Below are 23,541 nucleotides of genomic sequence, written 5' to 3'. Positions count from 1 at the left end.
TATGTTATGCCCGCCAAGCGAGGCCGCAGTGGACAAGATCCTGATTCGTGGGGCACGAACCCACAACCTGAAGAATATCGACCTGACCCTGCCCCGGGACAAACTCATCGTCATCACCGGTTTGTCCGGGTCCGGCAAGTCTTCGCTGGCCTTCGACACGCTGTACGCAGAAGGCCAACGCCGCTACGTCGAGTCGCTGTCGGCCTATGCCCGGCAATTCCTGTCGATGATGGAAAAGCCTGACGTCGACACCATTGAAGGGCTGTCACCGGCGATTTCTATCGAGCAGAAATCGACCTCGCACAACCCGCGTTCGACCGTCGGCACCATTACCGAAATCTACGACTACCTGCGTCTGCTCTACGCCCGCGTAGGTACGCCACGCTGCCCGGACCACGACATCCCGCTGGAGGCGCAAACGGTCAGCCAGATGGTCGATCTGGTGCTGGCCCAGCCTGAAGGCAGCAAGTTGATGCTGCTGGCCCCGGTGATTCGCGAACGCAAAGGCGAGCATCTGGCGGTGTTCGATGAGCTGCGCGCGCAAGGTTTCGTCCGTGCCCGGGTAAACGGCAAGCTGTTCGAACTCGATGAGCTGCCAAAGCTCGACAAACAGAAAAAGCACACCATTGAAGTGGTGGTCGACCGCTTCAAAGTCCGTGAGGACCTCCAGCAGCGTCTGGCTGAATCGTTCGAGACCGCGCTGAAGCTGGCCGACGGTATCGCTCTGGTTGCCGCGATGGATGACGAGCCGTTCGAAGAAATGATTTTCTCCGCGCGTTTCGCCTGCCCGATCTGCGGCCATGCGATCAGCGAGTTGGAGCCCAAGCTGTTCTCCTTCAACAACCCGGCCGGCGCCTGCCCGACCTGCGATGGCCTGGGGGTTAAACAGTTCTTCGATACCAAACGCCTGGTCAACAGTGAACTGACCCTGGCCGAAGGTGCGATTCGTGGCTGGGACCGGCGTAACGTCTACTACTTCCAGATGCTCGGCTCGTTGGCTGCGCATTATGACTTCAGCCTTGAAGTGCCCTTCGGCGAACTGCCCGCTGAACAGCAGAAAGTGATTCTGCACGGTAGCGGCAAGCAAAACGTCGACTTCAAGTACCTCAATGACCGCGGCGACATCGTCAAGCGCTCGCACCCGTTCGAAGGCATCGTGCCAAACCTTGAACGGCGCTACCGCGAGACCGAATCTGCCACCGTTCGCGAGGAGCTGGCCAAGTTCCTCAGCACCCAGCCATGCCCGGATTGCCGTGGCACGCGTTTGCGCCGCGAGGCCCGTCACGTCTGGGTCGGTGAAAAGACCCTGCCAGCAGTGACCAACCTGCCGATCGGTGATGCCAGCGAATACTTTGGCGGCCTCAAGCTGACGGGGCGACGCGGCGAAATTGCCGACAAGATTCTCAAGGAAATCTGTGAGCGCCTGCAGTTCCTGGTCAATGTCGGCCTCGACTACCTGACCCTCGATCGCAGCGCCGACACTCTCTCCGGCGGTGAAGCGCAGCGCATCCGCCTGGCCAGCCAGATTGGCGCCGGCCTGGTCGGAGTGATGTACATCCTCGACGAGCCTTCGATCGGCTTGCACCAACGCGATAACGACCGTTTGCTGGCAACCCTCAATCACCTGCGCGACATCGGTAACACGGTGATCGTCGTCGAGCACGACGAAGACGCCATCCGCTTGGCCGACTACGTGGTGGACATCGGCCCGGGTGCCGGTGTGCATGGCGGGCAGATCGTTGCCGAGGGTTCGCCCGCCGACGTCATGGCCCACCCCGACTCGCTGACCGGCAAGTACCTGTCCGGGCGCGTGAAGATCGCCGTCCCGGCCAAACGCACGCCACGCAACAAAAAGCTTTCGCTCAAGCTCAAAGGCGCTCGCGGCAACAACTTGCAGAACGTCGACCTCGACATCCCGATCGGCCTGCTGACCTGCGTAACGGGCGTGTCGGGTTCAGGCAAATCGACCCTGATCAACAACACCCTGTTCCCGCTCAGCGCAACTGCCCTCAACGGCGCCAGTACCCTGGAAGCCGCTGCGCACGACAGCTGTGATGGTCTGCAGCATCTGGACAAGGTGGTGGATATCGATCAGAGCCCGATCGGACGCACCCCGCGTTCGAACCCGGCGACCTACACCGGCCTGTTCACACCGATCCGCGAACTGTTCTCCGGCGTTCCCGAGTCGCGCTCGCGCGGTTACGGCCCGGGGCGTTTCTCCTTCAACGTCAAAGGTGGACGCTGCGAGGCTTGCCAGGGCGACGGCTTGATCAAAGTCGAAATGCACTTCTTGCCGGACATCTACGTGCCTTGCGATGTCTGCAAGAGCAAGCGTTACAACCGCGAAACCCTGGAGATCAAGTACAAGGGCAAGAACATCCACGAAGTCCTTGAGATGACCATCGAGGAGGCCCGTGAGTTCTTCGACGCCGTACCGGCACTGGCGCGCAAGCTGCAGACCTTGATGGATGTTGGCCTGTCCTACATCAAGCTGGGACAGTCAGCAACCACCCTGTCCGGTGGCGAGGCACAGCGAGTGAAGTTGTCTCGTGAGCTGTCCAAGCGCGATACCGGCAAAACCCTGTACATCCTCGATGAGCCGACCACAGGTCTGCATTTCGCGGATATCCAGCAATTGCTTGATGTTCTGCACCGCCTGCGCGACCACGGTAATACCGTGGTGGTGATCGAGCACAACCTGGACGTGATCAAGACCGCTGACTGGATCGTCGACCTCGGCCCTGAGGGCGGCTCCAAAGGTGGCCAGATCATCGGCTGCGGCACACCAGAAGAAGTCGCCGAGATGAAGCAGTCGTACACCGGCTACTACCTCAAGCCGCTCCTGGAACGCGACCGCGCCTGATGTAGGCGCGGGCTTGTTGTGGGAGCGGGCTTGACCCGCGATAGCAACCTGTCAGTCACATCGCCTCGCGGGGCAAGCCCGCTCCTACACACAACAAAAAGCCCCGCAAGTGCGGGGCTTTTTGTTGGGGGAATTTACATCTGCGATTGCAGGTAATTCTCCAGGCCAATGGACTTGATCAGCCCCTGCTGCTTTTCCAGCCAGTAGGCGTGATCTTCTTCAGTATCGGCCAGTTGCAGACGCAGGATATCGCGGCTGATGTAGTCCTTGTGCAGTTCGCACAGTTCAATGCCCTTGCACAGCGCGGCACGAACCTTGTACTCCAGGCGTAGGTCAGCAGCGATCATGTCTGGCACTGTAGCACCAACGTCGAGGTCGTCCGGACGCATGCGCGGAGTACCTTCCAACATCAGGATACGACGCACCAGGGCATCGGCGTGTTGGGTCTCTTCTTCCATCTCGTGGTTGATACGCTCATAGAGCTTGCTCAAGCCCCAGTCTTCGTACATCCGCGAGTGGATGAAATATTGGTCACGTGCCGCCAGTTCGCCCGTTAGCAACGTGTTGAGATAATCGATTACGTCCGGGTGACCTTGCATCGCCCTGCCTCTCCCTGTGTGAAAGTTATAGTTTGAACCAGGATGCCCGGAAGGTCACTTGGAATCAGGCAAAAAAGTGCAAAAAAGCCGGTAAACGGTAGTGATATTCATTGAAAAACCGCCCAAATGAGGGCGGTTCTTCTTATCACTTCGACTTAGGCGAGATTTATGTCCAAAGCCTTGGCAATGCCTTCTCCATAGGCCGGATCGGCCTTAAAGAAGTGCTGCAACTGGCGCCGCACCACATCATCGGAAACCCCAGTCATGGCACCGGCAATGTTGCTGATCAGCAAGGCCTTCTGCTCAGCGTTCATCAAACGGAACAGCGCGCCGGCATGGCTGTAGTAGTCGGTGTCTTCACGGTGGTCGTAACGATCAGCCACACCGTTAAGGGCCAGTGCTGGCTCAGCAAACTGCGGGGCCTGTTTTGGCGCATTGGCGTAGCTGTTGGGTTCATAGTTCGGTGCTGCGCCGCCATTACTGCCAAACGCCATGGCGCCATCACGCTGGTAGCTGTTCACCGGGCTACGTGGGGCGTTTACCGGTAATTGCTGATGGTTGGTACCCACGCGGTAACGATGCGCGTCAGCGTAGGCAAACACGCGCCCCTGAAGCATACGATCCGGCGACAAGCCGACGCCTGGAACCATGTTGCTCGGCCCGAACGCAGCTTGCTCGACTTCAGCGAAGTAGTTGAGCGGGTTACGGTTCAGTTCCAGCTCCCCCACTTCAATCAACGGGTAGTCTTTCTGCGACCAGGTCTTGGTCACGTCAAACGGGTTCTCGTCGCGGCTGTCGGCTTCTTCTTCGCTCATGACCTGGATGCAAACAGCCCACTTCGGATAGTGACCGCGCTCGATGGCCTCAAACAGATCACGCTGGGCGTAGTCCGGGTCAGTACCTGCCAGGCGGGCAGCCTCAGCCGGCGCCAGGTTCTTGATGCCCTGTTTGGTCTTGAAGTGCCACTTGACCCAGGTGCGCTGGCCCTCCGCATTGATCAAGCTGTAGGTGTGGCTACCGAAGCCGTGCATGTGGCGGTAACCGTCAGGAATGCCACGGTCGGAAAACAGAATGGTGACCTGATGCAACGCTTCAGGCGAATGCGACCAGAAGTCCCACATCATCTGCGCGCTTTTCAGGTTGCTTTGCGGCAGGCGCTTCTGGGTGTGGATGAAATCGGGGAATTTCAAAGGGTCACGAATGAAGAAAACCGGCGTGTTGTTGCCAACGATGTCCCAGTTACCTTCCTCGGTGTAGAACTTCACGGCAAAGCCGCGCGGGTCACGTTCGGTATCCGCTGAGCCACGCTCGCCACCAACGGTTGAGAAACGCAGGAACGTCTCGGTTTGCTTGCCGACATTGCTGAACAGCTTGGCACTGGTGTACTGAGTGATATCCCGGGTGACGGTAAAGGTACCGTAGGCACCCGAGCCCTTGGCGTGAACACGGCGCTCCGGGATGTTCTCACGGTTGAAGTGTGCGAGCTTTTCAATCAGGTGGAAGTCATCCAGCAGCAGTGGCCCTCGTGGCCCTGCAGATCGAGAGTTCTGGTTGTCGGCAACCGGGGCACCACTGGCGGTGGTGAGAATCTTGGTCTGGCTCATGCGCTATCTCCTTATCGGTCTCAAACGGCCGGCTAATCGGCGTGGAATGAGTATCGACCAGAACTATGACAGCAACAAATTCATTAGATGACTTAGATCAATAGATTGTTTCAATACATATAGATACAAAAAACCGGGCACAAGGCCCGGTTTTTTGTTTCAGACTGACGTCTTATTCAGCAGCTTCTACCGAGCCACCGACAGGACGATCAACCAGCTCGACGTACGCCATTGGTGCGTTATCGCCAGCGCGGAAGCCGCACTTGAGGATACGCAGGTAGCCGCCCTGACGGGTGGCATAGCGCTTGCCCAGATCGTTGAACAGCTTACCAACGGCTTCTTTCGAACGAGTACGGTCGAAAGCCAGACGACGGTTAGCTACGCTGTCTTCCTTGGCCAGGGTGATCAGCGGCTCGGCAACGCGGCGCAGTTCCTTGGCTTTTGGCAGGGTAGTTTTGATCAGCTCGTGCTCGAACAGCGACACCGCCATGTTCTGGAACATGGCTTTGCGGTGAGAGCTGGTACGGCTCAGGTGACGTCCACTTTTACGATGACGCATGATTCATTCCTTACCAAACACTACGTTCGGTGATTACGACGATCAGGCAGTCGCCTTGTCGTCTTTCTTAAGACTTGCAGGCGGCCAGTTGTCGAGGCGCATGCCGAGGGACAGACCACGGGAGGCCAGAACGTCCTTGATTTCAGTCAGGGACTTCTTGCCCAGGTTCGGAGTCTTCAACAGTTCTACTTCGGTGCGCTGAATCAGATCGCCGATGTAGTAAATGTTCTCCGCCTTAAGGCAGTTGGCCGAACGCACGGTCAATTCCAGATCGTCAACCGGACGAAGCAGGATCGGATCGATCTCGTCTTCCTGTTCGACTACCACTGGCTCACTGTCACCTTTGAGGTCGACGAACGCAGCCAACTGCTGTTGCAGGATGGTTGCAGCACGACGGATAGCCTCTTCAGGATCCAGGGTACCGTTGGTTTCCAGATCAATAACCAGCTTGTCCAGGTTGGTACGCTGCTCGACACGGGCGTTTTCCACCACGTATGCGATACGGCGAACCGGGCTGAACGAAGAGTCGAGCTGCAAGCGACCAATGCTGCGGCTTTCGTCTTCATCGCTCTGACGCGAATCGGCCGGCTCATAACCACGACCACGAGCTACGGTGAGCTTCATGTTCAGGGCGCCGTTAGACGCCAGGTTAGCGATTACGTGATCGGGGTTAACGATCTCGACATCATGATCCAGCTGAATATCGGCAGCGGTAACCACCCCCGAACCCTTTTTCGACAAGGTCAGCGTAACTTCGTCACGACCGTGCAGTTTGATAGCCAGGCCTTTCAGGTTCAACAGGATTTCAATGACGTCTTCCTGTACACCTTCGATTGCCGAGTACTCATGGAGTACACCGTCAATCTCGGCCTCGACTACTGCACAGCCAGGCATAGAGGACAACAGGATGCGGCGCAGCGCGTTGCCCAGGGTATGGCCAAAGCCACGCTCGAGAGGCTCGAGCGTGATTTTAGCGCGGGTTGGACTGACGACCTGCACATCAATGTGGCGGGGCGTCAGGAACTCATTTACCGAAATCTGCATGGATGCACCTATTTTCTAGCCCTTACTTGGAGTAGAGCTCGACAATCAGGCTTTCGTTGATGTCGGCGGACAGGTCGCTGCGAGCTGGAACGTTCTTGAAAACGCCCGACTTCTTAGCAGCATCCACATCTACCCACTCAACGCGGCCACGCTGGGCGCACAGTTCAAGGGCTTGAACAATGCGCAGCTGGTTCAGCGATTTCTCGCGAACTGCGACCACGTCACCCGGACGAACTTGGTAGGACGGAATGTTTACAGTCTTGCCGTTAACGCTGATCGCTTTGTGCGAAACCAGCTGACGGGATTCAGCACGAGTAGCGCCGAAGCCCATACGATAAACGACGTTATCCAGACGGCATTCGAGCAGTTGCAGCAGGTTTTCGCCAGTAGCGCCTTTGGAGGCAGCTGCTTGCTTGTAGTAACCGCTGAACTGACGCTCGAGAACGCCATAGATGCGACGTACTTTTTGTTTCTCACGCAGCTGGGTGCCGTAGTCGGACTGACGGCCACGGCGCTGACCGTGGATACCTGGGGCTGCTTCGATGTTGCACTTCGATTCCAGAGCGCGAACGCCGCTCTTCAGGAACAGATCGGTGCCTTCACGACGAGACAGTTTGCATTTTGGACCAATGTAACGTGCCATTTATCTGTCTCCTGATTACACGCGGCGCTTCTTCGGCGGACGGCACCCGTTGTGCGGGATTGGCGTCACGTCGGTGATGCTGGCGATCTTATAGCCACAACCGTTCAAAGCACGAACAGCGGACTCACGACCTGGACCTGGACCCTTGACGTTAACGTCGAGGTTCTTCAGACCATATTCCAGCGCAGCTTGACCAGCACGCTCAGCAGCTACTTGAGCAGCGAACGGGGTGGACTTGCGGGAACCGCGGAAACCCGAACCGCCGGAGGTAGCCCAGGACAGAGCGTTACCTTGACGATCGGTGATGGTCACGATGGTGTTGTTAAAAGACGCATGGATGTGGGCGATGCCATCAACCACTGTCTTTTTGACTTTTTTACGAGGACGAGCAGCAGGTTTTGCCATTTCTAAATTCCTGTCGATTCGCTGGTGCGATTACTTGCGGATCGGCTTACGCGGACCTTTACGGGTACGCGCGTTGGTCTTGGTACGCTGACCGCGTACTGGCAGACCCCGACGATGACGCAGGCCGCGGTAGCAACCCAGGTCCATCAAACGCTTGATTTTCATGTTGATGTCACGACGCAGATCACCTTCGGTGATGTACTTCGCAACTTCAGTACGCAGCGATTCAACCTGCTCGTCGCTCAGATCCTTGATCTTTGCGGCTGGGTTGACCCCAGTAGCTACGCAGATGTTCTGCGCAGTAGTGCGACCAACACCATAGATGTAGGTCAGCGAGATAACAGTATGCTTGTTATCTGGAATGTTGACGCCTGCAATACGGGCCATTCAGTGGGACTCCAATTGACAGCTACCTACGCCCCGGAAGCCAAGAAATAGGGCGCGAGATAATATCGCTGTAGAAACAATTAATCAACCCAGCAGCACACTAGCTGCTGGGTTTGAAGCGCAGATCACACTCAGCCTTGGCGCTGCTTGTGACGTGGTTCCGCACTGCAAATTACTCGAACAACACCTTCGCGGCGAATAATTTTGCAGTTACGGCACAGCTTTTTCACCGATGCACGAACTTTCATCACCAACTCCTCGAACCTTAAGGGTCTCTCAGCGCAGCAAACCGCTGCCACCGTAGCCTTTCAGGTTGGCTTTCTTCATCAGGGATTCGTACTGGTGCGAAACGAGGTGCGATTGTACTTGGGACATGAAGTCCATCACAACCACTACCACAATCAGCAACGAGGTCCCGCCAAGGTAGAACGGAACGTTTGCAGCAACCACCAGGAACTGGGGAAGCAAGCAGACGGCCGTCATATAAAGAGCACCGAACATGGTCAAGCGGGTCAGAACGCCATCAATGTAGCGCGCAGACTGCTCACCTGGACGGATGCCCGGAATAAAGGCACCGGACTTCTTCAGGTTCTCCGCTACGTCTTTCGGATTGAACATCAACGCCGTATAGAAGAAGCAGAAGAAAATGATCCCTGCACTAAACAGCAGAATATTCAACGGCTGACCAGGAGCGATCGACTGCGAGATGTCCTGCAACCAGCCCATACCTTCGGACTGACCGAACCAGGCACCCAGCGAAGCCGGGAACAGCAAGATGCTGCTCGCGAAAATGGCAGGGATAACACCCGCCATGTTCACTTTCAGCGGCAAGTGGCTGGTCTGCGCAGCAAAGACCTTACGACCCTGCTGACGCTTGGCGTAGTGAACGGCGATACGACGCTGACCACGCTCAATGAACACCACAAAACCGATAATCGCTACTGCCAGCAAACCGATAGCGACCAGGGCGAAAATGTTGATATCGCCTGTACGCGCAGACTCGAAAGACTGCCCGATTGCTCTCGGAAGACCGGCGACGATACCTGCGAAGATCAACATCGAGATACCGTTGCCTACACCGCGCTCAGTGATCTGCTCACCCAGCCACATCATGAACATCGCGCCGGCCACAAACGTGGACACCGCAACGAAATGGAAGCCAAAGTCAGCAGAAAACGCCACGCCCTGACCGGCCAGACCAATGGACATGCCAATGGCCTGGACCAACGCCAGGACTACGGTGCCGTAGCGGGTGTACTGGCTGATCTTGCGACGGCCAGCTTCACCTTCCTTCTTCAACTGCTCCAGCTGCGGGCTGACGGCGGTCATCAGTTGCATGATGATCGATGCCGAGATGTACGGCATGATCCCCAATGCAAAGATGCTCATCCGTTCCAGCGCGCCGCCGGAAAACATGTTGAACAAGCTAAGAATGGTCCCCTCATTCTGTCGAAACAGTTCCGCCAGCCGGTCCGGGTTAATACCTGGAACTGGGATGTGTGCGCCTATCCGATAGACGATGATCGCCAGAAACAGAAAACGCAGACGAGCCCAAAGTTCAGACATCCCGCCTTTGCCGAGCGAAGAGAGAGCACCTTGCTTAGCCATTTATTCCTCGAACTTGCCGCCAGCTGCTTCGATAGCCGCACGCGCACCTTTGGTGGCTGCGATACCCTTGATGGTGACTGCGCGAGTAACTTCGCCCGACAGCATGATTTTCACACGCTGTACGTTCTGGTTAATCACGTTGGCATCCTTCAGGGATTGCACGGTGACAACGTCGCCTTCCACTTTGGCCAGCTCGGACAGACGCACTTCGGCGCGGTCCATGGCTTTCAGGGAAACGAAGCCGAACTTCGGCAGACGACGGTGCAGCGGCTGTTGACCGCCTTCAAAGCCTGGAGCGATGGTGCCACCGGAGCGGGAGGTTTGACCTTTGTGACCACGGCCACCAGTCTTACCCAAACCACTACCGATACCACGACCCGGACGATGCTTCTCGCGACGGGAACCCGGCGCTGGACTCAGATCATTGAGTTTCATCGATTAACCCTCGACGCGCAGCATGTAGTAAGCCTTGTTGATCATCCCGCGGTTCTCAGGAGTATCTTGGACTTCTACAGTGTGACCGATGCGGCGCAGACCCAGACCCTTAACGCACAGTTTGTGGTTAGGGAGACGGCCGGCGGTGCTTTTGATCAGCGTTACTTTAACGGTAGCCATGATCAGCGGATCTCCTCAACGCTCTTGCCGCGCTTGGCAGCAATGGACTCAGGAGATTGCATAGCTTTCAGACCCTTGAAAGTGGCGTGAACCACGTTTACCGGGTTAGTCGAGCCATAGCACTTGGCCAGGACGTTCTGAACGCCAGCAACTTCCAGGACGGCACGCATTGCGCCACCGGCGATGATACCGGTACCTTCCGAGGCAGGCTGCATGTACACCTTCGACGCGCCATGGGCGGACTTGGTAGCGTACTGCAGGGTGGTGCCGTTCAGGTCAACCTGAATCATGTTGCGACGAGCAGCTTCCATAGCTTTCTGGATCGCAGCAGGTACTTCGCGCGATTTGCCACGGCCGAAACCAACACGACCTTTACCATCACCAACCACGGTCAACGCGGTGAAAGTGAAGATACGGCCGCCTTTTACGGTTTTGGCAACGCGGTTAACTTGAACCAGCTTCTCGATGTAGCCTTCGTCGCGCTTTTGATCGTTATTTGCCATAACTTAGAACTCCAGCCCGCCTTCACGAGCAGCATCAGCCAGCGCCTTGACGCGGCCGTGGTACTTGAAGCCGGAACGGTCAAAGGCAACTTGAGATACACCGGCGGCTTTCGCGCGCTCAGCTACCAGCTTGCCAACCTTAGTGGCCGCGTCGATGTTGCCGGTGGCGCCATCACGCAGTTCTTTGTCCAAAGTCGAGGCGCTGGCCAGGACTTTGCTGCCGTCGGCCGAAAGGACCTGGGCGTAGATGTGCTGCGAGGAGCGGAACACGCAGAGACGCACGACTTCGAGTTCGTGCATTTTCAGGCGTGCTTTGCGAGCGCGACGCAGTCGAGTAACTTTTTTGTCGGTCATTTGCTAGGCCCTACTTCTTCTTGGCTTCTTTACGACGGACGACTTCGTCCGCGTAACGCACACCCTTGCCTTTGTATGGCTCTGGTGGACGGAAACCGCGGATTTCAGCGGCCACCTGACCTACCAGCTGCTTGTCGATACCCTTGATCAGGATATCGGTCTGGCTTGGGGTCTCAGCGGTGATACCGGCCGGCAGTTCGTAATCCACTGGATGCGAGAAGCCGAGCGCCAGGTTCAGCACAGTGCCTTTGGCTTGTGCTTTGTAACCAACACCGACCAGCTGGAGCTTACGCTCGAAGCCTTGGCTTACGCCTTGGACCATGTTGTTAACCAGAGCACGGGTAGTACCGGCCATAGCGCGAGTTTGTTGATCGCCATTGCGAGCAGCGAAACGCAGCTCACCAGCTTCTTCAACTACTTCTACGGACGAGTGAACGTTCAGTTCGAGAGTGCCCTTGGCACCCTTCACCGAAAGCTGTTGGCCGGCGAATTTGACTTCGACACCAGCTGGCAGCTTAACGGGGTTCTTAGCGACGCGAGACATGCTTATCCCCCCTTAGAACACTGTGCAGAGAACTTCGCCGCCGACACCGGCAGCGCGCGCAGCACGATCAGTCATCACACCTTTGTTGGTGGAGACGATAGACACGCCCAGACCGCCACGTACTTTCGGCAGATCTTCGACGGACTTGTACTGACGCAGGCCTGGACGACTTACGCGCTTGACTTCTTCGATAACCGGACGGCCTTCGAAGTATTTCAGCTCGATGGAAAGCGATGGTTTTACTTCGCTGCTGACTTGGTAGCCAGCGATGTAACCTTCGTCTTTCAGAACTTTGGCGACCGCAACCTTCAGAGTCGACGAAGGCATGCTTACGACGGACTTTTCAGCCATCTGGGCATTACGGATGCGAGTTAGCATGTCCGCTAACGGGTCCTGCATACTCATGGGCTAGACGCTCCTGATACAAGAAAAATTAGCCTCTCGGCTACTACAGTCGCCTGAGCGGCCAGGTCAAAAAACCCGGGCTCAGGAGAGCCGGTCATTCTAGACAGATCCCAGAAACGAAACAAGCCCCAGAAGGGGCTTGTTTCGTTGCAAAGTCACCGGTGGTCGGAAGATTGCTCCTCCGCCACCTGGACGCTGCCGGTACGTCTTACCAGCTGGCTTTAACCAGACCTGGAACGTCACCGCGCATTGCTGCTTCACGCAGCTTGTTACGGCCGAGGCCGAACTTGCGGTAAACGCCGTGTGGACGACCGGTGATGCGGCAACGGTTACGCAGGCGCGAAGCGCTGGCGTCACGCGGTTGCTTCTGCAGAGCTACGACGGCGGCAAAACGCTCTTCTGGAGTTGCTTCCAGGTTCACGATGGTCGCTTTCAGCTCGGCACGCTTCTTGGCGTACTTGGCAACAGTGAGCTGACGCTTCAGCTCACGGTTTTTCATGCTCTTCTTGGCCATTTTCCTACTCCAATCAGTTGCGGAACGGGAATTTGAAAGCACGCAGCAGAGCGCGGCCTTCGTCATCGTTCTTAGCAGTGGTGGTCAGGGTAATGTCCAGACCGCGCAGAGCATCGATCTTGTCGTAGTCGATTTCCGGGAAAATGATCTGCTCTTTGACACCCATGCTGTAGTTGCCACGACCATCGAAGGACTTGGCATTCAGGCCGCGGAAGTCGCGAACCCGAGGCAGGGAGATCGCCAGCAGGCGGTCCAGGAATTCGTACATACGATCACGGCGCAGAGTAACTTTAACGCCGATCGGCCAGCCCTCACGGACTTTGAAGCCCGCGATGGATTTCCGAGCGAAAGTCACAACGGCTTTTTGACCGGTGATCTTTTCCAGGTCAGCAACAGCGTGTTCGATGACTTTTTTGTCGCCGACAGCTTCGCCCAGACCCATGTTCAGGGTGATCTTGGTAACGCGCGGAACTTCCATCACGTTCGCCAGCTTAAGTTCTTCCTTAAGCTTCGGAGCAATTTCCTTCCGGTAAATCTCTTTCAGTCGTGCCATGGTCTTCTACCTAGCAGTGTTCAAGCATCAACCGCTTTTTGGGTCGACTTGAAGACACGAATTTTCTTGCCGTCTTCTACTTTGAAACCAACGCGGTCAGCCTTGTTGGTTTCGCCGTTGAAAATGGCGACGTTGGAAGCGTGCAGTGGCGCTTCTTTCTCGACGATACCGCCTTGTACGCCCGACATCGGGTTAGGCTTGGTATGACGCTTCACCAGGTTGATCCCACCAACGACCAGACGGTCGTCAGCGAGAACCTTGAGCACCTTACCGCGCTTACCTTTGTCTTTGCCGGCGATCACGATGATCTCGTCGTCACGACGAATCTTTTGCATGTCGGATCTCCTTACAGCACTTCTGGGGCGAGCGAGACGATCTTCATGAACTTCTCGGTACGAAGTTCACGGGTCACTGGCCCAAAGATACGGGTGCCGATCGGCTCTTGCTTGTTGTTCAACAGAACAGCAGCGTTGCCATCAAAGCGGATGATGGAGCCGTCAGCACGACGGACACCGTGGCGAGTGCGGACTACAACAGCAGTCATCACTTGGCCTTTCTTCACTTTACCGCGCGGAATTGCTTCCTTGACGGTTACCTTGATGATGTCACCGATACCGGCGTAACGGCGGTGGGAACCGCCGAGCACCTTGATGCACATGACGCGACGAGCGCCGCTGTTATCGGCCACATCGAGCATGGATTGAGTCTGAATCATAAAATTTCTCCGACCCTTAGCCCTTAGACTTCAACAGCGCGTTCGAGAACTTCAACCAGTGCCCAGGACTTGGTCTTGGCCAGCGGACGGGTCTCACGGATGGAGACCTTGTCGCCGATATGGCACTGATTGGTTTCGTCGTGCGCGTGCAGCTTAGTCGAACGCTTAACGTATTTACCGTAGATCGGGTGCTTTACGCGACGCTCGATCAGTACGGTGATGGTTTTGTCCATCTTGTCGCTGACGACACGGCCAGTCAGCGTACGGACAGTTTTTTCAACTTCAGCCATGATTACTTACCTGCCTGCTGGTTGAGCACAGTTTTCACGCGAGCGATGTCACGCTTAACTTGCGAGAGCAGGTGCGACTGCCCCAACTGGCCAGTTGCTTTCTGCATACGCAGATTGAACTGGTCGCGCAGCAAGCCGAGCAGTTGCTCGTTCAGTTGCTGTGCGGATTTTTCACGAAGTTCATTCGCTTTCATCACATCACCGTCCGCTTAACAAAGGAGGTGGCGAGAGGCAGCTTTGCAGCAGCCAGGGCGAAAGCTTCGCGCGCCAGCTCTTCAGAAACACCCTCGATCTCGTACAGGACTTTACCTGGCTGGATCTGGGCAACCCAGTACTCCACGGAACCCTTACCTTTACCCATCCGCACTTCGAGAGGCTTCTTGGAGATCGGCTTGTCCGGGAATACACGGATCCAGATCTTACCGCCACGCTTCACGTGACGGGTCAGGGCACGACGTGCCGATTCGATCTGGCGAGCGGTGAGACGACCGCGAGCAACAGCTTTTAGAGCAAACTCGCCGAAGCTAACTTTGCTACCGCGCAGTGCCAGACCACGGTTGTGGCCAGTCATCTGCTTGCGGAATTTTGTACGCTTTGGTTGCAACATTTGGCGTACCCCTTACTTAGCAGCTTTTTTACGAGGCGCTGGTGCTTGTGGTTTCAGTTCTTCTTGGCGACCACCAATAACTTCGCCTTTGAAAATCCAAACCTTCACACCGATCACACCGTAAGTGGTGTGAGCTTCGTAAGTGGCATAGTCAATGTCAGCACGCAGGGTGTGCAGTGGCACACGACCTTCGCGATACCATTCAGTACGTGCGATTTCAGCACCGCCGAGACGACCGCTCACTTGGATCTTGATGCCTTTGGCACCAATGCGCATGGCGTTCTGTACGGCGCGCTTCATGGCGCGACGGAACATCACACGACGCTCCAGCTGCTGAGCTACGCTCTGAGCTACCAGCATACCGTCGAGTTCCGGCTTGCGGATCTCTTCGATATTGATGTGCACAGGCACACCCATTTGCTTGGTCAGGTCCTGACGCAGTTTTTCAACATCTTCACCTTTCTTCCCGATAACGATACCTGGACGAGCGGTGTGGATGGTGATGCGTGCAGTTTGAGCCGGACGATGGATATCGATACGGCTAACGGACGCGCTTTTTAGTTTGTCTTGGAGGTACTCACGCACATTCAGATCTGCGAGCAAATAGTCCGCATAAGTCCGACCGTCTGCGTACCAGACGGAGGTGTGCTCCTTGACGATTCCCAGGCGAATGCCAGTGGGATGTACTTTCTGACCCATCTGATCGACTCCGTTACTTGTCCGCAACCTTGACAGTGATATGGCAAGACCGCTTGACGATGCGATCAGCACGGCCTTTGGCACGTGGCATGATACGCTTCAGCGAACGCCCTTCGTTGACGAAAACGGTGGAGACCTTCAGGTCATCAACGTCTGCGCCTTCGTTATGCTCGGCGTTGGCTACGGCCGACTCGAGGACTTTCTTCATGATTTCAGCGGCTTTTTTGCTGCTGAAAGCCAACAGGTTGAGCGCTTCGCCCACCTTCTTCCCGCGGATCTGGTCGGCGACCAAGCGGGCTTTCTGGGCGGAGATTCGAGCGCCCGACAACTTAGCGGCTACTTCCATTTCCTTACCCCTTAACGCTTGGCTTTCTTGTCAGCCACGTGCCCACGATAAGTGCGGGTACCGGCAAACTCGCCCAGTTTATGGCCGACCATGTCTTCGTTCACGAGAACTGGGACGTGTTGACGACCGTTGTGTACCGCGATGGTCAGACCGACCATTTGTGGCAGGATGATCGAACGACGCGACCAGGTTTTAACTGGTTTGCGATCGTTCTTTTCCGCCGCCACTTCGATCTTCTTCAGTAGGTGAAGATCGATAAAAGGACCTTTTTTCAGAGAACGTGGCACTGTCGTATCCCTCTATTTACTTGCGACGACGGACGATCATGTTGTCGGTACGCTTATTACCACGAGTCTTAGCACCCTTGGTTGGGAAGCCCCATGGCGATACCGGATGACGACCACCGGAGGTACGACCTTCACCACCACCATGTGGGTGGTCAACCGGGTTCATGGCAACACCACGAACGGTTGGGCGAACGCCACGCCAGCGTTTGGCACCGGCTTTACCCAGCGAACGCAGGCTGTGCTCGGAGTTCGAGACTTCGCCCAGGGTCGCACGGCATTCAGCCAGGACTTTACGCATTTCACCGGAGCGCAGACGCAGGGTCACATAGACACCTTCGCGAGCGATCAGCTGAGCCGAAGCACCAGCGGAACGTGCGATCTGAGCACCTTTACCCGGCTTCAGTTCGATGCCGTGGATGGTGCTACCCACTGGAATGTTGCGCAGTTGCAGGGAGTTGCCTGGCTTGATTGGAGCCAGAGCGCCTGCGATCAGCTGGTCGCCAGCAGCAACGCCTTTAGGGGCGATGATGTAGCGGCGCTCGCCGTCTGCGTAGCACAGCAGTGCGATGTGAGCAGTACGGTTTGGATCGTATTCGATACGCTCGACAGTGGCGACGATGCCATCTTTGTCGTTGCGACGGAAGTCGACCATACGGTAATGCTGCTTGTGACCACCACCTACGTGACGCGTAGTGATGCGGCCATTGTTGTTACGACCACCAGACTTCGACTTCTTCTCGAGCAGCGGTGCGTGAGGAGCGCCTTTATGCAGCTCCTTGTTGACCACCTTGACCACGAAACGGCGGCCAGCGGAAGTCGGTTTGCATTTAACGATTGCCATGATGCACCCCTTCCTTACTCAGCACTGCTGCTGAAATCGAGATCTTGGCCTGGCTGAAGGGAGACGATCGCCTTCTTCCAGTCATTACGCTTGCCCAGACCACGTGCGGTACGCTTGGTTTTACCCAGAACGTTAACAGTCGACACGTTTTCGACTTTTACGCCGAACAGGCCTTCGACAGCTTTCTTGATTTCCAGCTTGGTTGCATCAGTAGCAACCTTGAATACGAACTGGCCTTTTTTCTCAGCCAGAACGGTAGCCTTCTCGGAAACGTGCGGGCCAAGGAGGACTTTAAATACGCGTTCCTGGTTCATCCCAGCAGCTCCTCGAATTTCTTCACGGCCGACACAGTGATCAACACTTTGTCGTATGCGATCAGACTGACCGGATCGGAACCCTGTACGTCACGTACGTCGACGTGCGGCAGGTTACGAGCAGCCAGGTACAGATTCTGATCAACAGCGTCAGAAACGATCAGTACGTCGCTCAGACCCATGCCGTTCAGCTTGTTCAGCAGGTCTTTGGTTTTCGGTGCTTCAACAGCGAAGTCCTGAACCACGACCAGACGGTCGGTACGCACCAGCTCAGCGAGGATGGAGCGCAGAGCTGCGCGGTACATCTTCTTGTTGAGCTTTTGCGAGTGGTCTTGAGGACGAGCTGCGAAAGTGGTACCGCCGCCACGCCAGATTGGGCTACGGATAGTACCGGCACGAGCGCGACCAGTACCTTTCTGACGCCATGGGCGCTTACCGCCACCAGCGACGTCGGAACGGGTTTTCTGCTGCTTGGTGCCCTGACGGCCGCCGGCCATGTAGGCCACGACTGCTTGGTGAACCAGCGTCTCGTTGAATTCGCCACCGAAAGTCAGTTCGGAAACTTCGATCGCTTGAGCGTCATTTACATTAAGTTGCATGTCAGCTTCCCCTTAACCGCGAGCCTTGGCAGCCGGACGCACAACCACGTTACCGCCAGTAGCGCCTGGAACGGCACCCTTGACCAGCAACAGATTGCGTTCAGCGTCGACGCGCACTACTTCCAGGGACTGAACGGTCACGCGCTCGGCGCCCATATGACCGGACATTTTCTTGCCCTTGAATACACGACCAGGAGTCTGGCACTGGCCGATAGAGCCCGGGACGCGGTGGGAAACGGAGTTACCGTGGGTGTTATCTTGACCACGGAAATTCCAGCGCTTGATAGTACCGGCGAAGCCTTTACCTTTGGACTGACCGGTAACGTCTACCAGCTGACCTGCAGCGAAGATTTCAGCGTTGATCGAGTCGCCAGCCTTGAACTCGCCTTCTTCAAGACGGAATTCCTGGACCAGACGACCAGCGGCAACGTTCGCCTTAGCGAAGTGACCTGCTTGAGCAGCAGTCACGCGCGAAGCACGACGCTCACCTACAGTGACTTGCACTGCACGGTAGCCATCGGTTTCTTCAGTTTTGAACTGGGTGACACGATTCGGCTCGATCTCAATGACCGTGACCGGAATGGAGACACCTTCTTCGGTGAAAATACGGGTCATACCCGCTTTACGACCGACTACACCAATAGTCATGTTGTAAACCTCATGAGTGTACGGGGCTTTCACCCGCTATGGCCGCCCATTTCAGAGCGTTACACGACTAAGACCAGGTCTTAGCCGAGGCTGATCTGCACTTCCACACCTGCTGCAAGATCAAGCTTCATCAGCGCATCAACGGTTTTATCCGTTGGCTGGACGATGTCCAGAACGCGCTTATGAGTACGGATCTCGTACTGGTCACGCGCGTCTTTGTTGACGTGCGGGGAGACCAGAACGGTGAACCGCTCTTTGCGAGTAGGCAGTGGAATTGGACCACGCACTTGAGCACCAGTACGTTTCGCGGTTTCCACGATTTCCTGGGTGGATTGGTCGATCAGGCGATGGTCAAAAGCCTTCAACCTGATACGGATTTGCTGATTTTGCATTGGATTTCAGACTCCAGGCTGCTATTCCCACCGGGCGCACTACGCCCGTTAAAAGGAGGCGTGATTCTATAGACGCCCCTATTGGGTGTCAACCCAATAAAAAAAGCCCCCGCTGAGCGGGGGCTTTTTCAACCTATCGAGTATTACTCGATGATTTTGGCTACGACGCCAGCGCCGACGGTACGACCGCCTTCACGGATAGCGAAACGCAGACCATCTTCCATTGCGATGGTTTTGATCAGAGTGACAGTCATCTGGATGTTGTCACCTGGCATTACCATTTCAACGCCTTCTGGCAGCTCGCAGTTACCAGTCACGTCAGTAGTACGGAAGTAGAACTGTGGACGGTAGCCTTTGAAGAACGGAGTGTGACGGCCGCCTTCTTCCTTGCTCAGAACGTAAACTTCTGCGGTGAACTTGGTGTGCGGCTTAACCGAACCTGGCTTGACCAGAACCTGACCACGCTCAACGTCGTCACGCTTGGTGCCACGCAGCAGAACGCCGCAGTTCTCGCCAGCACGGCCTTCGTCCAGCAGCTTACGGAACATCTCAACACCGGTGCAGGTGGTGGTGGAGGTGTCACGCAGACCAACGATTTCCAGAGCGTCTTGAACGCGGACGATACCACGCTCGATACGACCGGTAACAACGGTACCACGACCCGAGATCGAGAATACGTCTTCGATTGGCATCAGGAACGGCTTGTCGATAGCACGCTCTGGCTCTGGGATGTAGCTGTCCAGAGTTTCAACCAGACGCTTGACAGCGGTGGTGCCCATTTCGTTGTCGTCTTTGCCTTCCAGCGCCATACGAGCCGAACCGATGATGATCGGGGTGTCGTCGCCTGGGAAGTCGTAGGTGGACAGCAGGTCGCGAACTTCCATCTCGACCAGTTCCAGCAGCTCAGCGTCGTCTACCAGGTCAGCCTTGTTCAGGAAGACCACGATGTACGGAACGCCAACCTGACGGGACAGCAGGATGTGCTCACGGGTTTGCGGCATCGGACCATCGGCGGCCGAGCAAACCAGGATCGCGCCGTCCATCTGGGCAGCACCGGTGATCATGTTCTTCACGTAGTCAGCGTGACCTGGGCAGTCAACGTGAGCGTAGTGACGAATGTTCGAGTTGTACTCGACGTGCGCGGTGTTGATGGTGATACCACGAGCTTTTTCTTCTGGAGCCGAGTCGATTTTGTCGAACTCAACAACGGCCGAACCGAAAACTTCGGAGCAGACGCGAGTCAGAGCTGCGGTCAGAGTGGTTTTACCGTGGTCAACGTGACCGATGGTGCCAACGTTGACGTGCGGAAGGGAACGATCAAATTTTTCTTTAGCCACGACAGTGAACCTCTTGCCTAAAGGGCTGGATTAGCCTTGTTTTTTAACGAGTGCTTCGACGATATTCGACGGAGCTTCGGCGTATTTGGAGAATTCCATGGAGTAGCTCGCGCGACCCTGAGACATGGAACGAACGTCGGTCGCATAACCGAACATCTCTCCGAGCGGAACTTCAGCACGGACAACCTTGCCGGACACCGAATCTTCCATACCCTGGATCAGACCACGACGACGGTTCAGGTCACCCATCACGTCACCCATGTAGTCCTCAGGGGTCACAACTTCTACCTTCATGATCGGCTCAAGCACTTTACCGCCACCCTTCTGGGCCAGCTGCTTGGTCGCCATGGAGGCCGCCACCTTGAACGCCATCTCGTTGGAGTCGACGTCGTGGTAGGAACCATCAAACACGGTTGCCTTCAGGCCGATCAGCGGATAGCCGGCAACGATGCCGTTCTTCATCTGCTCTTCGATACCCTTCTGGATCGCCGGGATGTATTCCTTAGGAACCACACCGCCTACAACTTCGTTGTGGAATTCCAGACCTTCGGTGATGTTGCCTTGCGCGTCCACTGTTGGCTGCGAGAAGCGAATCCAGCAGTGACCGAACTGACCACGACCACCGGACTGACGAACGAATTTACCTTCGATCTCGACATTGTCCTTGGTGATCTGCTCACGGTAGGAAACCTGTGGCTTACCGATGTTGGCTTCGACGTTGAACTCGCGCTTCATACGGTCAACGAGGATGTCCAGGTGAAGCTCACCCATACCGGAGATGATGGTCTGGCCGGTTTCTTCGTCGGTCTTGACGCGGAACGATGGGTCTTCCTGAGCCAGCTTGCCCAGTGCGATACCCATTTTTTCCTGGTCCTGCTTGGTCTTCGGCTCAACAGCTACCGAGATCACAGGCTCTGGGAAGTCCATACGCTCAAGGATGATCGGCTTGTCGGCGTTGCACAGGGTGTCACCAGTGGTGACGTCCTTCATGCCGATCAGAGCAGCGATATCGCCTGCCAGTACTTCTTTGATCTCTTCACGCTGGTTGGCGTGCATCTGCACCATACGACCAACGCGCTCTTTCTTGCCCTTGACCGAGTTGATCACGGAGTCGCCAGACTGCAGCATACCCGAGTAAACGCGGACGAAAGTCAGAGTACCAACGAACGGGTCGGTGGCAATCTTGAACGCCAGAGCCGAGAACGGCTCAGCGTCGTCAGCATGACGCTCGTCATACTGCTCAGGCTTCAGCTCATCCTTCGGAATCTCGATCAGGTCAGGGTGGATACCCTTGATCGCAGGAATCTCGGTAGGAGCAGGCAGGAAGTCGATGACAGCATCGAGAACCAGAGGAACGCCCTTGTTCTTGAAGGAAGAACCGCAGACAGCCGGAACGATCTCGCTGGCCAGGGTGCGCGCGCGCAGACCGGCTTTGATTTCTTCGACGGTCAGCTCACCTTCTTCAAGGTACTTGTTCATCAGCTCTTCGGTGGCTTCTGCAGCGGCTTCGACCATGTTGGCGCGCCACTCTTCAGCCAGGTCCAGCATATCGGCAGGAATCTCTTCCTCACGATAAGTGGTGCCCTTGTCGTCTTCGTTCCAGTAGATCGCCTTCATCTTGATCAGGTCGACCTGACCCTGGAAGTTGTCTTCCGAGCCGATAGCCAGCTGAACCGGAACCGGGGTGTGACCCAGACGGTTTTTGATCTGACCTACAACGCGCAGGAAGTTGGCACCAGCACGGTCCATCTTGTTCACGTAAACAACACGTGGAACGCCGTACTTGTTAGCCTGACGCCATACGGTTTCGGACTGCGGCTCAACGCCGGAAGTACCGCAGAACACAACGACCGCGCCGTCGAGTACACGCAGCGAACGCTCTACTTCAATAGTGAAGTCAACGTGGCCTGGGGTATCGATGACGTTTACGCGGTATTTGCCGTACTGGCCACGGGAACCTTCCCAGAAAGTGGTTACAGCAGCGGAGGTAATGGTAATACCCCGCTCCTGCTCCTGCACCATCCAGTCGGTGGTCGCGGCGCCGTCGTGCACCTCGCCCATTTTGTGGCTCAGACCTGTGTAGAACAGGATCCGCTCGGTAGTGGTAGTTTTGCCCGCGTCAACGTGCGCGCAAATACCAATGTTACGGTAGCGGTTAATTGGTGTGGTACGAGCCATAGAGCCCTCGCAAAAATAGTGATGCCTGAATTAGAAGCGGTAGTGCGAGAACGCTTTGTTGGCTTCAGCCATACGGTGCACGTCTTCACGCTTCTTGACTGCAGCACCTTTGCCTTCAGCGGCATCCAGCAGCTCGCCAGCCAGGCGCAGAGCCATAGACTTCTCGCCACGCTTACGGGCGTAGTCTACCAACCAGCGCATTGCCAGGGCGTTACGACGGGATGGACGAACTTCTACAGGAACCTGGTAGGTAGCACCGCCAACACGGCGCGACTTAACTTCGACCAGCGGAGCGATGGCGTCGAGAGCTTTCTCGAAGATTTCCAGGGGATCGCTGTTCTTGCGTTCTTTAACCTTGTCCAGTGCACCGTAAACGATACGCTCGGCAACGGCTTTCTTGCCGCTTTCCATTACGTGGTTCATGAACTTGGCGAGGATCTGGCTTCCGTATTTTGGATCGTCCAGAATCTCACGCTTGGCTGCTACACGACGTCTTGGCATTGATAAGCCCTCAAACGGTCTTCAGGTTAGCCCGGGACAGGTGCCCCCAAGGGGTGCGTGCCCGACCTTACTCTTATCGACTCAATAAAATGAATTGCTGCAAACTGCTACAAACGACCGATTACTTCGGACGCTTGGTACCGTACTTCGAACGGCCTTGGTTACGACCTTTAACACCGGAAGTATCCAGGGAACCGCGAACGGTGTGGTAACGAACACCTGGCAAGTCTTTTACACGGCCGCCACGGATCAGTACGACGCTGTGCTCTTGCAGGTTGTGGCCTTCACCACCGATGTACGAGGAAACCTCGAAACCGTTGGTCAGACGCACACGGCATACTTTACGCAGTGCCGAGTTAGGTTTTTTCGGCGTAGTGGTGTACACACGGGTGCACACGCCACGACGTTGCGGGCAGTTCTGCAGCGCAGGAACGTCGGATTTCTCGACGATACGCTTACGCGGCTGACGTACCAGCTGGTTGATAGTTGCCATCTACTAGCTCCACTGTTGTCTTGCGACGCTATTGTCTTGCAAGAAAAGCAAAAATTGGCAGGACGAAGTCCCACCAAATTTAGGGGTACAAGAG

Annotated in this window: 35 protein-coding genes; 1 reads left to right on the top strand and 34 read right to left on the bottom strand. The window is 56.1% G+C overall.

What is annotated here, in order from left to right; translation table 11 throughout:
- Positions 1-28 precede the first annotated feature (28 nt).
- Positions 29-2,863: an excinuclease ABC subunit UvrA gene (uvrA, locus tag ACP6KB_RS02530; protein WP_442111876.1), complete on the top strand. Its 2,835-nt coding sequence runs from the start codon at positions 29-31 to the stop codon at positions 2,861-2,863.
- Between the two features lie 134 nt (positions 2,864-2,997).
- On the opposite strand, the gene bfr is transcribed toward uvrA, so the two are convergent.
- The 34 genes from bfr to rpsL all read right to left on the bottom strand — a co-directional run bounded on the left by bfr (position 2,998) and on the right by rpsL (position 23,447).
- Positions 2,998-3,462, bottom strand: coding sequence for a bacterioferritin (gene bfr / locus ACP6KB_RS02525; RefSeq protein ID WP_442111874.1), 465 nt, complete (start codon positions 3,460-3,462; stop codon positions 2,998-3,000).
- Between the two features lie 155 nt (positions 3,463-3,617).
- Entirely contained in the window at positions 3,618-5,066 is a 1,449-nt protein-coding gene (locus tag ACP6KB_RS02520; protein WP_442111872.1) for a catalase, read from the bottom strand.
- Between the two features lie 172 nt (positions 5,067-5,238).
- The gene (gene rplQ, locus ACP6KB_RS02515; protein ID WP_133210690.1) at positions 5,239-5,625 is read right to left on the bottom strand and encodes a 50S ribosomal protein L17; all 387 of its coding nucleotides are present in this window, start codon (positions 5,623-5,625) and stop codon (positions 5,239-5,241) included.
- A 42-nt stretch (positions 5,626-5,667) separates the two neighbouring features.
- Positions 5,668-6,669 (bottom strand): DNA-directed RNA polymerase subunit alpha, encoded by a 1,002-nt coding sequence (locus tag ACP6KB_RS02510; protein ID WP_003186012.1) that lies wholly within the window; start codon positions 6,667-6,669, stop codon positions 5,668-5,670.
- Positions 6,670-6,691: 22 nt separating this feature from the next.
- The gene (rpsD, locus tag ACP6KB_RS02505; protein ID WP_133210692.1) at positions 6,692-7,312 is read right to left on the bottom strand and encodes a 30S ribosomal protein S4; all 621 of its coding nucleotides are present in this window, start codon (positions 7,310-7,312) and stop codon (positions 6,692-6,694) included.
- A gap of 15 nt (positions 7,313-7,327) precedes the next feature.
- Positions 7,328-7,717 carry a 30S ribosomal protein S11 gene (gene rpsK / locus ACP6KB_RS02500; RefSeq protein WP_002555466.1) on the bottom strand — a complete coding sequence of 130 codons (390 nt, stop codon included), beginning with the start codon at positions 7,715-7,717 and terminating at the stop codon, positions 7,328-7,330.
- A 30-nt stretch (positions 7,718-7,747) separates the two neighbouring features.
- The gene (gene rpsM, locus ACP6KB_RS02495; protein ID WP_133210694.1) at positions 7,748-8,104 is read right to left on the bottom strand and encodes a 30S ribosomal protein S13; all 357 of its coding nucleotides are present in this window, start codon (positions 8,102-8,104) and stop codon (positions 7,748-7,750) included.
- 131 nt (positions 8,105-8,235) lie between these two features.
- Entirely contained in the window at positions 8,236-8,352 is a 117-nt protein-coding gene (gene rpmJ / locus ACP6KB_RS02490; RefSeq protein ID WP_002555468.1) for a 50S ribosomal protein L36, read from the bottom strand.
- A 28-nt stretch (positions 8,353-8,380) separates the two neighbouring features.
- Complete coding sequence (secY, locus tag ACP6KB_RS02485; protein ID WP_133210696.1) at positions 8,381-9,712, bottom strand: preprotein translocase subunit SecY; 1,332 nt, start codon at positions 9,710-9,712, stop codon at positions 8,381-8,383.
- The gene (gene rplO / locus ACP6KB_RS02480; protein ID WP_010220318.1) at positions 9,713-10,147 is read right to left on the bottom strand and encodes a 50S ribosomal protein L15; all 435 of its coding nucleotides are present in this window, start codon (positions 10,145-10,147) and stop codon (positions 9,713-9,715) included.
- A gap of 3 nt (positions 10,148-10,150) precedes the next feature.
- Positions 10,151-10,327, bottom strand: coding sequence for a 50S ribosomal protein L30 (gene rpmD, locus ACP6KB_RS02475; protein WP_009397493.1), 177 nt, complete (start codon positions 10,325-10,327; stop codon positions 10,151-10,153).
- 2 nt (positions 10,328-10,329) lie between these two features.
- Complete coding sequence (rpsE, locus tag ACP6KB_RS02470; protein WP_010220316.1) at positions 10,330-10,830, bottom strand: 30S ribosomal protein S5; 501 nt, start codon at positions 10,828-10,830, stop codon at positions 10,330-10,332.
- A 3-nt stretch (positions 10,831-10,833) separates the two neighbouring features.
- A complete protein-coding gene (gene rplR, locus ACP6KB_RS02465) occupies positions 10,834-11,184 on the bottom strand; it encodes a 50S ribosomal protein L18 (RefSeq protein WP_038606178.1) in 351 nt (116 codons plus the stop codon).
- A 10-nt stretch (positions 11,185-11,194) separates the two neighbouring features.
- On the bottom strand, positions 11,195-11,728 hold the full coding sequence (rplF, locus tag ACP6KB_RS02460; protein WP_442111867.1) for a 50S ribosomal protein L6: 534 nt from the start codon (positions 11,726-11,728) through the stop codon (positions 11,195-11,197).
- Positions 11,729-11,740: 12 nt separating this feature from the next.
- The gene (rpsH, locus tag ACP6KB_RS02455) at positions 11,741-12,133 is read right to left on the bottom strand and encodes a 30S ribosomal protein S8 (RefSeq protein WP_045182484.1); all 393 of its coding nucleotides are present in this window, start codon (positions 12,131-12,133) and stop codon (positions 11,741-11,743) included.
- Between the two features lie 208 nt (positions 12,134-12,341).
- The gene (gene rpsN / locus ACP6KB_RS02450; RefSeq protein WP_010220312.1) at positions 12,342-12,647 is read right to left on the bottom strand and encodes a 30S ribosomal protein S14; all 306 of its coding nucleotides are present in this window, start codon (positions 12,645-12,647) and stop codon (positions 12,342-12,344) included.
- 13 nt (positions 12,648-12,660) lie between these two features.
- Entirely contained in the window at positions 12,661-13,200 is a 540-nt protein-coding gene (gene rplE, locus ACP6KB_RS02445) for a 50S ribosomal protein L5 (protein ID WP_028944480.1), read from the bottom strand.
- A 20-nt stretch (positions 13,201-13,220) separates the two neighbouring features.
- Positions 13,221-13,535, bottom strand: coding sequence for a 50S ribosomal protein L24 (gene rplX, locus ACP6KB_RS02440; protein WP_009397501.1), 315 nt, complete (start codon positions 13,533-13,535; stop codon positions 13,221-13,223).
- A gap of 11 nt (positions 13,536-13,546) precedes the next feature.
- On the bottom strand, positions 13,547-13,915 hold the full coding sequence (gene rplN / locus ACP6KB_RS02435; protein ID WP_002555479.1) for a 50S ribosomal protein L14: 369 nt from the start codon (positions 13,913-13,915) through the stop codon (positions 13,547-13,549).
- Between the two features lie 23 nt (positions 13,916-13,938).
- Positions 13,939-14,205: a 30S ribosomal protein S17 gene (gene rpsQ, locus ACP6KB_RS02430; RefSeq protein ID WP_133210701.1), complete on the bottom strand. Its 267-nt coding sequence runs from the start codon at positions 14,203-14,205 to the stop codon at positions 13,939-13,941.
- Positions 14,206-14,207: 2 nt separating this feature from the next.
- Complete coding sequence (gene rpmC / locus ACP6KB_RS02425; protein ID WP_002555481.1) at positions 14,208-14,399, bottom strand: 50S ribosomal protein L29; 192 nt, start codon at positions 14,397-14,399, stop codon at positions 14,208-14,210.
- On the bottom strand, positions 14,399-14,812 hold the full coding sequence (rplP, locus tag ACP6KB_RS02420; protein ID WP_003255479.1) for a 50S ribosomal protein L16: 414 nt from the start codon (positions 14,810-14,812) through the stop codon (positions 14,399-14,401). Before rplP ends, rpmC begins: the two co-directional genes overlap by 1 nt.
- A 12-nt stretch (positions 14,813-14,824) precedes the next feature.
- Positions 14,825-15,511: a 30S ribosomal protein S3 gene (gene rpsC / locus ACP6KB_RS02415; protein WP_010220308.1), complete on the bottom strand. Its 687-nt coding sequence runs from the start codon at positions 15,509-15,511 to the stop codon at positions 14,825-14,827.
- Between the two features lie 13 nt (positions 15,512-15,524).
- A complete protein-coding gene (rplV, locus tag ACP6KB_RS02410; protein ID WP_003103908.1) occupies positions 15,525-15,857 on the bottom strand; it encodes a 50S ribosomal protein L22 in 333 nt (110 codons plus the stop codon).
- 11 nt (positions 15,858-15,868) lie between these two features.
- Complete coding sequence (rpsS, locus tag ACP6KB_RS02405; protein WP_442111863.1) at positions 15,869-16,144, bottom strand: 30S ribosomal protein S19; 276 nt, start codon at positions 16,142-16,144, stop codon at positions 15,869-15,871.
- A gap of 16 nt (positions 16,145-16,160) precedes the next feature.
- On the bottom strand, positions 16,161-16,985 hold the full coding sequence (gene rplB, locus ACP6KB_RS02400) for a 50S ribosomal protein L2 (protein ID WP_133210703.1): 825 nt from the start codon (positions 16,983-16,985) through the stop codon (positions 16,161-16,163).
- Between the two features lie 14 nt (positions 16,986-16,999).
- Entirely contained in the window at positions 17,000-17,299 is a 300-nt protein-coding gene (rplW, locus tag ACP6KB_RS02395) for a 50S ribosomal protein L23 (protein WP_010220306.1), read from the bottom strand.
- On the bottom strand, positions 17,296-17,898 hold the full coding sequence (gene rplD, locus ACP6KB_RS02390; protein WP_442111860.1) for a 50S ribosomal protein L4: 603 nt from the start codon (positions 17,896-17,898) through the stop codon (positions 17,296-17,298). Before rplD ends, rplW begins: the two co-directional genes overlap by 4 nt.
- A gap of 12 nt (positions 17,899-17,910) precedes the next feature.
- Positions 17,911-18,546 carry a 50S ribosomal protein L3 gene (gene rplC / locus ACP6KB_RS02385; RefSeq protein WP_133210707.1) on the bottom strand — a complete coding sequence of 212 codons (636 nt, stop codon included), beginning with the start codon at positions 18,544-18,546 and terminating at the stop codon, positions 17,911-17,913.
- 80 nt (positions 18,547-18,626) lie between these two features.
- Positions 18,627-18,938 (bottom strand): 30S ribosomal protein S10, encoded by a 312-nt coding sequence (gene rpsJ, locus ACP6KB_RS02380; protein ID WP_003186070.1) that lies wholly within the window; start codon positions 18,936-18,938, stop codon positions 18,627-18,629.
- Between the two features lie 143 nt (positions 18,939-19,081).
- Complete coding sequence (gene tuf, locus ACP6KB_RS02375; protein WP_442111841.1) at positions 19,082-20,275, bottom strand: elongation factor Tu; 1,194 nt, start codon at positions 20,273-20,275, stop codon at positions 19,082-19,084.
- Between the two features lie 30 nt (positions 20,276-20,305).
- Positions 20,306-22,453 carry an elongation factor G gene (gene fusA, locus ACP6KB_RS02370; RefSeq protein ID WP_442111858.1) on the bottom strand — a complete coding sequence of 716 codons (2,148 nt, stop codon included), beginning with the start codon at positions 22,451-22,453 and terminating at the stop codon, positions 20,306-20,308.
- Positions 22,454-22,483: 30 nt separating this feature from the next.
- Positions 22,484-22,954, bottom strand: a complete 471-nt coding sequence (gene rpsG, locus ACP6KB_RS02365) for a 30S ribosomal protein S7 (protein WP_008089143.1) — start codon at positions 22,952-22,954, stop codon at positions 22,484-22,486.
- A 121-nt stretch (positions 22,955-23,075) separates the two neighbouring features.
- Positions 23,076-23,447, bottom strand: a complete 372-nt coding sequence (gene rpsL, locus ACP6KB_RS02360; protein ID WP_003186084.1) for a 30S ribosomal protein S12 — start codon at positions 23,445-23,447, stop codon at positions 23,076-23,078.
- Positions 23,448-23,541: the final 94 nt, after the last annotated feature.

Source organism: Pseudomonas sp. NUPR-001 (assembly GCF_052147955.1).
Classification (GTDB): Bacteria; Pseudomonadota; Gammaproteobacteria; order Pseudomonadales; family Pseudomonadaceae; genus Aquipseudomonas.
The sequence above is the reverse complement of the archived record's forward strand: the minus strand, read 5'-3'. Positions and strand labels throughout refer to the sequence as shown.

What these genes read in the sequence shown, in the direction of transcription:
- bfr (WP_442111874.1), bottom strand. Translation starts at nt 3,462, where the DNA reads ATGCAAGGTCACCCGGACGTAATCGATTATCTCAACACGTTGCTAACG.
- ACP6KB_RS02520 (WP_442111872.1), bottom strand. Translation starts at nt 5,066, where the DNA reads ATGAGCCAGACCAAGATTCTCACCACCGCCAGTGGTGCCCCGGTTGCC.
- rplQ (WP_133210690.1), bottom strand. Translation starts at nt 5,625, where the DNA reads ATGCGTCATCGTAAAAGTGGACGTCACCTGAGCCGTACCAGCTCTCAC.
- ACP6KB_RS02510 (WP_003186012.1), bottom strand. Translation starts at nt 6,669, where the DNA reads ATGCAGATTTCGGTAAATGAGTTCCTGACGCCCCGCCACATTGATGTG.
- rpsD (WP_133210692.1), bottom strand. Translation starts at nt 7,312, where the DNA reads ATGGCACGTTACATTGGTCCAAAATGCAAACTGTCTCGTCGTGAAGGC.
- rpsK (WP_002555466.1), bottom strand. Translation starts at nt 7,717, where the DNA reads ATGGCAAAACCTGCTGCTCGTCCTCGTAAAAAAGTCAAAAAGACAGTG.
- rpsM (WP_133210694.1), bottom strand. Translation starts at nt 8,104, where the DNA reads ATGGCCCGTATTGCAGGCGTCAACATTCCAGATAACAAGCATACTGTT.
- rpmJ (WP_002555468.1), bottom strand. Translation starts at nt 8,352, where the DNA reads ATGAAAGTTCGTGCATCGGTGAAAAAGCTGTGCCGTAACTGCAAAATT.
- secY (WP_133210696.1), bottom strand. Translation starts at nt 9,712, where the DNA reads ATGGCTAAGCAAGGTGCTCTCTCTTCGCTCGGCAAAGGCGGGATGTCT.
- rplO (WP_010220318.1), bottom strand. Translation starts at nt 10,147, where the DNA reads ATGAAACTCAATGATCTGAGTCCAGCGCCGGGTTCCCGTCGCGAGAAG.
- rpmD (WP_009397493.1), bottom strand. Translation starts at nt 10,327, where the DNA reads ATGGCTACCGTTAAAGTAACGCTGATCAAAAGCACCGCCGGCCGTCTC.
- rpsE (WP_010220316.1), bottom strand. Translation starts at nt 10,830, where the DNA reads ATGGCAAATAACGATCAAAAGCGCGACGAAGGCTACATCGAGAAGCTG.
- rplR (WP_038606178.1), bottom strand. Translation starts at nt 11,184, where the DNA reads ATGACCGACAAAAAAGTTACTCGACTGCGTCGCGCTCGCAAAGCACGC.
- rplF (WP_442111867.1), bottom strand. Translation starts at nt 11,728, where the DNA reads ATGTCTCGCGTCGCTAAGAACCCCGTTAAGCTGCCAGCTGGTGTCGAA.
- rpsH (WP_045182484.1), bottom strand. Translation starts at nt 12,133, where the DNA reads ATGAGTATGCAGGACCCGTTAGCGGACATGCTAACTCGCATCCGTAAT.
- rpsN (WP_010220312.1), bottom strand. Translation starts at nt 12,647, where the DNA reads ATGGCCAAGAAGAGCATGAAAAACCGTGAGCTGAAGCGTCAGCTCACT.
- rplE (WP_028944480.1), bottom strand. Translation starts at nt 13,200, where the DNA reads ATGGCACGACTGAAAGAGATTTACCGGAAGGAAATTGCTCCGAAGCTT.
- rplX (WP_009397501.1), bottom strand. Translation starts at nt 13,535, where the DNA reads ATGCAAAAGATTCGTCGTGACGACGAGATCATCGTGATCGCCGGCAAA.
- rplN (WP_002555479.1), bottom strand. Translation starts at nt 13,915, where the DNA reads ATGATTCAGACTCAATCCATGCTCGATGTGGCCGATAACAGCGGCGCT.
- rpsQ (WP_133210701.1), bottom strand. Translation starts at nt 14,205, where the DNA reads ATGGCTGAAGTTGAAAAAACTGTCCGTACGCTGACTGGCCGTGTCGTC.
- rpmC (WP_002555481.1), bottom strand. Translation starts at nt 14,399, where the DNA reads ATGAAAGCGAATGAACTTCGTGAAAAATCCGCACAGCAACTGAACGAG.
- rplP (WP_003255479.1), bottom strand. Translation starts at nt 14,812, where the DNA reads ATGTTGCAACCAAAGCGTACAAAATTCCGCAAGCAGATGACTGGCCAC.
- rpsC (WP_010220308.1), bottom strand. Translation starts at nt 15,511, where the DNA reads ATGGGTCAGAAAGTACATCCCACTGGCATTCGCCTGGGAATCGTCAAG.
- rplV (WP_003103908.1), bottom strand. Translation starts at nt 15,857, where the DNA reads ATGGAAGTAGCCGCTAAGTTGTCGGGCGCTCGAATCTCCGCCCAGAAA.
- rplB (WP_133210703.1), bottom strand. Translation starts at nt 16,985, where the DNA reads ATGGCAATCGTTAAATGCAAACCGACTTCCGCTGGCCGCCGTTTCGTG.
- rplW (WP_010220306.1), bottom strand. Translation starts at nt 17,299, where the DNA reads ATGAACCAGGAACGCGTATTTAAAGTCCTCCTTGGCCCGCACGTTTCC.
- rplD (WP_442111860.1), bottom strand. Translation starts at nt 17,898, where the DNA reads ATGCAACTTAATGTAAATGACGCTCAAGCGATCGAAGTTTCCGAACTG.
- rplC (WP_133210707.1), bottom strand. Translation starts at nt 18,546, where the DNA reads ATGACTATTGGTGTAGTCGGTCGTAAAGCGGGTATGACCCGTATTTTC.
- rpsJ (WP_003186070.1), bottom strand. Translation starts at nt 18,938, where the DNA reads ATGCAAAATCAGCAAATCCGTATCAGGTTGAAGGCTTTTGACCATCGC.
- fusA (WP_442111858.1), bottom strand. Translation starts at nt 22,453, where the DNA reads ATGGCTCGTACCACACCAATTAACCGCTACCGTAACATTGGTATTTGC.
- rpsG (WP_008089143.1), bottom strand. Translation starts at nt 22,954, where the DNA reads ATGCCAAGACGTCGTGTAGCAGCCAAGCGTGAGATTCTGGACGATCCA.
- rpsL (WP_003186084.1), bottom strand. Translation starts at nt 23,447, where the DNA reads ATGGCAACTATCAACCAGCTGGTACGTCAGCCGCGTAAGCGTATCGTC.